The organism is Streptomyces sp. MBT65, from assembly GCF_016612545.1.
GTDB lineage: Bacteria > Actinomycetota > Actinomycetes > Streptomycetales > Streptomycetaceae > Streptomyces.
Map to the genome: position 1 here is coordinate 1 of NZ_JAENRY010000322.1, position 8,550 is coordinate 8,550.

At 67.9% G+C, this 8,550-nt stretch carries 7 protein-coding genes and 1 pseudogene; all 8 read left to right on the forward strand.

From position 1 onward, the window contains the following. A pseudogene (locus JHN63_RS42670) lies at window positions 1-310 on the forward strand (hypothetical protein); the annotation flags it as partial. Window positions 311-366: 56 nt separating this feature from the next. Then, window positions 367-567 (forward strand): hypothetical protein, encoded by a 201-nt coding sequence (locus JHN63_RS42675; RefSeq protein WP_200690513.1) that lies wholly within the window; start codon window positions 367-369, stop codon window positions 565-567. Between the two features lie 150 nt (window positions 568-717). Next, complete coding sequence (locus JHN63_RS42680) at window positions 718-1,272, forward strand: DUF1707 and DUF4190 domain-containing protein (RefSeq protein ID WP_200690514.1); 555 nt, start codon at window positions 718-720, stop codon at window positions 1,270-1,272. Window positions 1,273-1,848: 576 nt separating this feature from the next. After that, complete coding sequence (gene rpsL, locus JHN63_RS42685) at window positions 1,849-2,220, forward strand: 30S ribosomal protein S12 (RefSeq protein WP_003948652.1); 372 nt, start codon at window positions 1,849-1,851, stop codon at window positions 2,218-2,220. 3 nt (window positions 2,221-2,223) lie between these two features. Continuing rightward, a complete protein-coding gene (gene rpsG, locus JHN63_RS42690) occupies window positions 2,224-2,694 on the forward strand; it encodes a 30S ribosomal protein S7 (protein WP_005481264.1) in 471 nt (156 codons plus the stop codon). A 39-nt stretch (window positions 2,695-2,733) separates the two neighbouring features. Beyond that, a complete protein-coding gene (gene fusA / locus JHN63_RS42695; protein WP_200690515.1) occupies window positions 2,734-4,863 on the forward strand; it encodes an elongation factor G in 2,130 nt (709 codons plus the stop codon). Between the two features lie 143 nt (window positions 4,864-5,006). After that, a complete protein-coding gene (gene tuf, locus JHN63_RS42700) occupies window positions 5,007-6,200 on the forward strand; it encodes an elongation factor Tu (protein WP_019055493.1) in 1,194 nt (397 codons plus the stop codon). A 182-nt stretch (window positions 6,201-6,382) separates the two neighbouring features. Beyond that, the coding region (locus JHN63_RS42705) for a glycosyl hydrolase 115 family protein (RefSeq protein WP_200690516.1) at window positions 6,383-8,550 on the forward strand (2,168 nt) is incomplete at its 3' end.

Sequence of the window (8,550 nt, forward strand, 5' to 3'; positions counted from 1 at the left end):
GCCCGAGCGCTTGCGGCGGATCGCGGGGCTGCTCGACGAGGTCGCCGGCGACGCCGTACTCGCGGCGCATGTGAGGGACGAGACGCGGCGGATGGCGCGGCGGTGCGCCCGCGCGCTGGGGGACACCGAGACCGTCGTACGGGTGGCGGGCCGTTGCCCCTGGTGCGACTCGGTGTCGCTGCGGGCCTTCCCGGACCGGGGCGCGGTGCTCTGTGTGAACCCGGCCTGCCGTTGCTCGGCGCCCGACTGCGGCTGCCACGACGACCCGGCCTACCGGCACACCTGGGACGAGGGGGAGTGGAGCCGATGAGCACACCGACGATGACGGCATCGAGAATGACGACAACGAGGATGACGACAACGAGGATGACGACAACGGCGAGGACCGGGCCGCCGACGCTGATCCCCGGGCCGCTCGCCGCGCAGGAGGCCGGGGTCGCGCCCGCCACCATCCGCAAGTGGGTCCAGCTCGGCCGGCTCCGGGCGGCGGGGCGGGCGGGCCGCGCGCAGCTGTTCCGCCTGGAGGACGTGTTCGCCGCGGAACGCACCGCCCGCCGTACCCGCTGACCCCGCTCACCCCGCTCTCCTCTCTTCTTTAGGGAGCGGGGTGGCGGTCCTCTTTCGGTATCGATCGGCATCGGTGGGGAACCGGTGCCGATTTCGGTGCGTTGGAGCATCATGGAGGCATTCGGTCTCCGGCGCCGGGGGAGGTGTTCCGTGTCGTACCCGACACCGTGGCAGGGGCAGTGGCCGCACCAGCCGTCGCCGGGACAGGGCGGGGCCTCGATGCTGGCCGCCACCGCCGACCGCGAGCGGGCCGTGGACGTGCTCCGCGCGGGCTATGCGGAGGGCCGGCTGCGGGAGGACGAGCTGGAGAAGCGGGTCGCCCGGGCCTACGACGCCCGCACGGTGGGCGAGTTGATGCTCCTGGTCGCCGATCTGCCCCAGGGTCCGCAGACATCGCCGGCCGTCCAGGGGCCGCCGATGGGCTTCCGGCCGGTGCCGCCGACGTTCCTGCCGTCCCCGGTGCCGCGGACCAACGGCAAGGCGGTCGGCGCGCTGGTCTGCGGCCTGCTGACCGTGCCGACGCTCGGGCTCACCGGCATCCCCGCGGTGGTCCTCGGTCACACCGCCCGCGCGGAGCTGCGCCGGACCGACGAGGCCGGTGACGGGATGGCGCTGACCGGACTGGTCTTCGGCTGGCTCTCCATCGCGGGCTGGGCGCTGCTGATCCTGCTGGGACTGATAGCGGCCTCCGCGTCCTCCGGCTGAGGACTCGGCGTCCCCTCGGTTTGGGGTTCTGTGTCCCCCGGCCGAAGGTTGCGTGCCGTCCGGCTGAGGGCTCCGCGACTCCCGGCTTGGGGTTCTGCGTCCCCCGGCCGAGGGTTCCGTGCCGTCCGATCGAGGGCTCCGCGCCCCCCCCGGTCGAAGGTTCCCTGTCCTCTGGCCGAGGTCTCCGCGATCCCCTGCCGAGGGTTCCGCGCCGTCCGGCCGAGGTCTCCGCGCTCCCCGGCCGAGGGCTCCGAGCCCTCCGGCCGACCGCTTCGAGCCGTAGATTTGAAGATCGCGGAGGAGGTGCGGCTTCGGCATGTTCCCTGCCGAGCCGTGGGTGACACCCATTTGTTTTGACCGCAGCGAATGAGGTAGGTACGCTCCTACCTTGTGCCTGGGGTGTGCCCTGGCTCCCGTGCGTGCCTTGAACCGCACTAAGGGAGCCGACACCGGCCACCGCGATCCGCGCCCCTTTTGCTTACCGGCGAAAGTCTGCGGGATCCGACACACCCGACCGCGTGGGTCGGCGACGTTCCAGGTTAGCTTCACCATCGGCACACAGAAACCGGAGAAGTAGTGCCTACGATCCAGCAGCTGGTCCGGAAGGGCCGGCAGGACAAGGTCGAGAAGAACAAGACGCCCGCACTCGAGGGTTCGCCCCAGCGTCGCGGCGTCTGCACGCGTGTGTTCACGACCACCCCGAAGAAGCCGAACTCGGCCCTGCGTAAGGTCGCGCGTGTGCGTCTGACCAGCGGGATCGAAGTCACCGCTTACATTCCGGGTGAGGGACACAACCTGCAGGAGCACTCCATCGTGCTCGTGCGTGGCGGTCGTGTGAAGGACCTGCCCGGTGTTCGCTACAAGATCATCCGCGGTTCGCTCGACACCCAGGGTGTCAAGAACCGCAAGCAGGCCCGCAGCCGCTACGGCGCCAAGAAGGAGAAGTAGAAAATGCCTCGTAAGGGCCCCGCCCCGAAGCGCCCGGTCATCATCGACCCGGTCTACGGTTCTCCTCTTGTCACCTCCCTGATCAACAAGGTGCTGCTGAACGGCAAGCGCTCCACCGCCGAGCGCATCGTGTACGGCGCCATGGAGGGCCTGCGCGAGAAGACCAGCAACGACCCGGTCATCACGCTGAAGCGCGCGCTGGAGAACATCAAGCCCACGCTCGAGGTCAAGTCCCGCCGAGTCGGCGGTGCGACGTACCAGGTTCCGATCGAGGTCAAGCCCGGTCGCGCCAACACGCTCGCGCTGCGCTGGCTGGTCGGCTACTCCCGCGCCCGTCGCGAGAAGACCATGACCGAGCGTCTGCTCAACGAGCTTCTCGACGCTTCGAACGGCCTCGGTGCGGCCGTCAAGAAGCGCGAGGACACCCACAAGATGGCCGAGTCCAACAAGGCCTTCGCGCACTACCGCTGGTAGTCGCAGCCCACATCGAGACCGAGAGAAGACCGAAGCCTTATGGCTACCACTTCACTTGACCTGGCCAAGGTCCGCAACATCGGGATCATGGCTCACATCGACGCGGGTAAGACGACCACCACAGAGCGGATCCTCTTCTACACCGGCGTCAGCTACAAGATCGGTGAGGTCCACGACGGCGCTGCCACCATGGACTGGATGGAGCAGGAGCAGGAGCGTGGCATCACGATCACCTCTGCTGCCACCACCTGTCACTGGCCGCTCGAGGACGACGACTACACGATCAACATCATCGACACCCCCGGGCACGTCGACTTCACCGTCGAGGTGGAGCGTTCGCTCCGCGTCCTCGACGGTGCCGTCACCGTGTTCGACGGCGTCGCGGGTGTCGAGCCGCAGTCCGAGACGGTGTGGCGTCAGGCCGACCGTTACGGCGTGCCGCGCATCTGCTTCGTCAACAAGCTCGACCGGACCGGCGCGGAGTTCCACCGCTGCGTCGACATGATCCAGGACCGCCTCGGTGCGGTCCCGCTGATCATGCAGCTTCCGATCGGTGCCGAGATGGACTTCAAGGGCGTTGTGGACCTGGTCCGCATGAAGGCGCTCGTGTGGTCCGCCGAGGCCGCCAAGGGCGAGATGTACGACGTCGTCGACATCCCGGCCACGCACGCCGAGGCCGCCGAGGAGTACCGCGGCAAGCTCGTCGAGGCCGTGGCGGAGAACGACGACGAGATCATGGAGCTGTTCCTGGAGGGCCAGGAGCCCACCGAGGAGCAGCTGTACGCCGCGATCCGTCGCGTCACCATCGCGTCCGGCAAGTCCAACGGCATCACGGTCACCCCGGTGTTCTGTGGCACCGCGTTCAAGAACAAGGGCGTCCAGCCCCTGCTCGACGCGGTCGTGCGCTACCTGCCGACCCCCCTCGACGTGGAGGCCATCGAAGGCCACGACGTCAAGGACCCCGAGGTCGTCGTCAAGCGCAAGCCGTCCGTGGAAGAGCCGCTGTCCGCGCTCGCGTTCAAGATCATGAGCGACCCGCACCTGGGCAAGCTCACCTTCGTCCGGGTTTACTCGGGCCGCCTGGAGACCGGCACCGCGGTGCTGAACTCCGTCAAGGGCAAGAAGGAGCGCATCGGCAAGATCTACCGCATGCACGCGAACAAGCGTGAGGAGATCGACGCGGTGGGCGCCGGCGACATCGTCGCCGTCATGGGCCTGAAGCAGACCACCACCGGTGAGACGCTGTGCGACGAGAAGAACCCGGTGATCCTGGAGTCCATGGACTTCCCGGCGCCGGTCATTCAGGTCGCCATCGAGCCCAAGTCCAAGGGTGACCAGGAGAAGCTGGGTATTGCCATCCAGCGTCTCGCGGAGGAGGACCCCTCCTTCCACGTTCACTCGGACGAGGAGACCGGCCAGACCATCCTCGGCGGTATGGGCGAGCTGCACCTCGAGGTGCTGGTCGACCGTATGAAGCGCGAGTTCAAGGTCGAGGCCAACGTCGGCAAGCCGCAGGTCGCCTACCGTGAGACGATCCGCAAGGCCGTCGAGCGCGTGGACTACACCCACAAGAAGCAGACCGGTGGTACCGGTCAGTTCGCCAAGGTGCAGATCGCGATCGAGCCGATCACCGAGTCCGACGGCCCGGCGTACGAGTTCGTGAACAAGGTCACCGGTGGCCGTATCCCGCGGGAGTACATCCCGTCGGTGGACGCCGGTGCGCAGGAGGCCATGCAGTTCGGCATCCTCGCCGGCTACGAGATGACGGGCGTCCGCGTCACGCTTCTCGATGGTGCCTACCACGAGGTCGACTCCTCCGAGCTGGCGTTCAAGATCGCCGGTTCGCAGGCCTTCAAGGAGGCCGCGCGCAAGGCGTCCCCCGTGCTCCTTGAGCCGATGATGGCCGTCGAGGTCACCACGCCCGAGGACTACATGGGTGAGGTCATCGGCGACATCAACTCCCGCCGTGGTCAGATCCAGGCCATGGAGGAGCGTGCCGGTGCGCGCGTCGTGAAGGGCCTCGTGCCCCTCTCGGAGATGTTCGGCTACGTCGGCGACCTCCGCAGCAAGACCTCGGGTCGCGCAAGCTACTCGATGCAGTTCGACTCCTACGCCGAGGTTCCCAGGAACGTCGCCGAGGAGATCATCGCGAAGGCCAAGGGCGAGTAACACACACCGTTTACACGCTTTAGGCTTGACACCGACCGCCGGGGCTCACCCGGGAGGGCAGAGCCCGGCGGGCGGCATCCCAGCAAAGATCACCTGGCGCCGATGAGTAAGGCGTACCAGAACCACTCCGCAGGAGGACCCCAGTGGCGAAGGCAAAGTTCGAGCGGACTAAGCCGCACGTCAACATCGGCACCATCGGTCACATCGACCACGGTAAGACGACCCTCACGGCCGCCATTACCAAGGTGCTGCACGACGCGTACCCGGACCTGAACGAGGCCTCGGCCTTCGACCAGATCGACAAGGCTCCTGAGGAGCGCCAGCGCGGTATCACGATCTCGATCGCGCACGTCGAGTACCAGACCGAGACGCGTCACTACGCCCACGTCGACTGCCCCGGTCACGCGGACTACATCAAGAACATGATCACGGGTGCGGCGCAGATGGACGGCGCCATCCTCGTGGTCGCGGCCACCGACGGCCCGATGCCGCAGACCAAGGAGCACGTGCTCCTGGCCCGCCAGGTCGGCGTTCCGTACATCGTTGTCGCCCTGAACAAGGCCGACATGGTGGACGACGAGGAGATCCTGGAGCTCGTCGAGCTCGAGGTCCGTGAGCTCCTCTCCGAGTACGAGTTCCCGGGCGACGACCTGCCGGTCGTCAAGGTCTCGGCGCTCAAGGCGCTCGAGGGCGACAAGGAGTGGGGCCAGACGGTCCTCGACCTGATGGCCGCCGTCGACGAGGCGATCCCGACCCCGCCGCGTGACACCGAGAAGCCGTTCCTCATGCCCGTCGAGGACGTCTTCACGATCACCGGTCGCGGTACGGTCGTCACCGGCCGTATCGAGCGTGGTGTCCTGAAGGTCAACGAGACCGTTGACATCATCGGCATCAAGCAGGAGAAGACCACCACCACGGTCACCGGCATCGAGATGTTCCGCAAGCTGCTCGACGAGGGCCAGGCGGGCGAGAACGTCGGCCTCCTCCTCCGTGGCATCAAGCGCGAGGACGTCGAGCGCGGCCAGGTCATCATCAAGCCCGGCTCGGTCACCCCGCACACGGAGTTCGAGGCCCAGGCGTACATCCTGTCCAAGGACGAGGGTGGCCGTCACACGCCGTTCTTCAACAACTACCGTCCCCAGTTCTACTTCCGCACCACGGACGTGACCGGCGTCGTGACCCTCCCCGAGGGCACCGAGATGGTCATGCCGGGCGACAACACTGAGATGACGGTTTCGCTCATCCAGCCCGTCGCCATGGAAGAGGGCCTGAAGTTCGCCATCCGCGAGGGTGGCCGCACGGTGGGCGCCGGCCAGGTCACCAAGATCAACAAGTAGTTCCGATCTGATCTGGTAGCAGTTTCCAGAGGGGCCCGTACGACTTCGGTCGTACGGGCCCCTTTGCCGTCCCGGGGCCGCCGTTACGAAACTATTCGGCGCGTACGACCCGTTGCCCCCTCCTTCCCCTCGCCCCACCATTTGTCATGCCGCTGAGCAAATTCGCTTCGGAGGGATGAGTCATGGGCGAGCGCGTGAGCCGAAGAGCCGTTCTGGGCGCGGGACTTGCCGCGGTGCCGGTGCTGTCGTCGGGGGTCCCGCGGCCCCTGGACACGGGTGCGTACATCTCCTTCTCGCGTACGGCGGGTGCCTTCCCCCTCGTCGGCGCCCCAGTCCTGGTGGATCCGGACGATCACCCCGGAGTCGTACGGGTGGCAGGGGATCTTCGCGACGACATCGAACGCGTCACCGGCTTACGCCCCGGTGGGGTGCTCGCGCGAGAGGTGGTGCTGGTCGGCACGATCGGCCGCAGCGCGCTGATCGACGGACTCGTGACCGCCGGGAAACTGGACGTCTCCGGGGTGCGGGGCAGATGGGAGACCTCGCTCCAGACGGTGGTCGAACGGCCGATGCCCGGGGTGGAGCGGGCGTTCGTCGTCGCGGGGAGCGACCCGCGCGGCACGATCTTCGGTGTCTACGACGTGTCGTACGGCATCGGGGTCTCGCCCTGGCACTGGTGGGACGACGTACTGCCGACCCATCGGGACGAGGTGTGGGTGCGGCCGGGGCGGTACTCGCAGGGCACGCCGGTGGTGAAGTACCGCGGCTTCTTCATCAACGACGAGAACCCGGCGCTGGGGACATGGGCGCCGGCGTACTTCGGGCCGGGCAGGGCGCCGGGGTATCCGGGCGGCTTCACCGCGGACTTCTACGGCAGGGTCTTCGAGGTGCTGCTGCGGCTGAAGGGGAACTACCTCTGGCCGGCGGTGTGGGGGCGGGCGTTCGCGGAGGACGATCCGGAGAACCACCGGCGTGCTTCGGAGTACGGGGTTGTCATGGGCACGTCTCATGAGGCGCCGATGATGCGGGGGATCGAGGAGTGGAACCGGCACGCCGTGGCCGCCGTCCGGGACTCCTCCGGCGCGATCGTGACGCCGGGGCATGATCCGTACGGCGGGACGGGTGAGTGGTCGTACCGGCTCAACTCCCCGGCGATCCGGGCCTATTGGCGGGCCGGTGTGCAGCGCATGGTCGACCAGGGCTTCGAGGGCGTCGTCACGCTCGGCATGCGCGGGAACGGCGACACGAGCCTCCCGGACGGTGACGGTGTCGAGTTGATGCGGGAGATCATCGCGGCACAGCGGCGGATCATCGAGGAGGTGACAGGCCGGCCGGCGGCGGAGACCCCGCAGGTGTGGACGCTGTACAAGGAGGTGCAGCGGTACTGGGACCGGGGGTTGAGGGCGCCGGACGACGTCACGGTCGTCCTGACGGACGACAACTGGGGGAACGTCCGCAAGCACCCGGATCCCGCTGAGCCCGGGCGGGTCGGGGGCTACGGGCTGTACTACCACTTCGACTATGTGGGCGCCGGGCGGAACTACAAGTGGGTGGACACGGCGAACCTGCGGAACGTGTGGGAGCAACTGCACGCGGCCCACGCGTACGGGAACCGGGGGTTGTGGGTCGCGAACGTGGGCGACCTGAAGGGGAACGAGCTCCCGACCGAGTTCTTCCTCAACTATGCCTGGAATCCAGAGCGTTGGGACGTCGACGAGCTTCCGGGCTGGGAACTCCGGTACGCACGGCAGAACTTCGGGGCGGGGCAGTCGCAGGAGATCGCTGAAGTGCTGGCGACGTACGGGCAGTTGCAGGCGCGCCGCAAACCGGAGTTGCTGAACCGGCGGATCACTCTCGTCGACGGCCGGGTGGTGTACGACGACCGGCAGACGCCGTTCGCCTTCGGGCACCGGGAGTTGGAGCGGGTCACGGAGGAGTGGCGGGAGCTGGGGCGGCGGGCCGAGCGGATCGAGCGGCGGTTGCCGGGGGGTGGGGTGCGGGACGCGTGGTTCGAACTCGTCGGGTACGAGGTGCTGGCGACCGCCAACCTGTACGCGCTGCGGTGGGCCGAGTTCACGAACCTGCTGTACGCGGCGCAGGGCCGGGCCGCGACGAACGACCTCGCGGACGCGGCGGAGGCGGGCCTGGCACGGGACTTCGCCCTGGCCGAGCGCTTCAACTCGGCGGTGGCGGGCGGGAAGTGGGCCGGTTTCCAGACCCAGCCGCACATCGACTACGGGGATGTGGAGCGGTACGGGCCCAATGCCGGGTGGCAGCAACCGGAGCGGGACAACGTGGCGTTGGCGGATGTGTTGTTTCCGGCGGTGCGGCGGATTGGGGTGGGGGAGGG

What these genes read in the sequence shown, in the direction of transcription:
- JHN63_RS42675 (WP_200690513.1), top strand. Translation starts at nt 367, where the DNA reads ATGACGACAACGGCGAGGACCGGGCCGCCGACGCTGATCCCCGGGCCG.
- rpsG (WP_005481264.1), top strand. Translation starts at nt 2,224, where the DNA reads ATGCCTCGTAAGGGCCCCGCCCCGAAGCGCCCGGTCATCATCGACCCG.
- fusA (WP_200690515.1), top strand. Translation starts at nt 2,734, where the DNA reads ATGGCTACCACTTCACTTGACCTGGCCAAGGTCCGCAACATCGGGATC.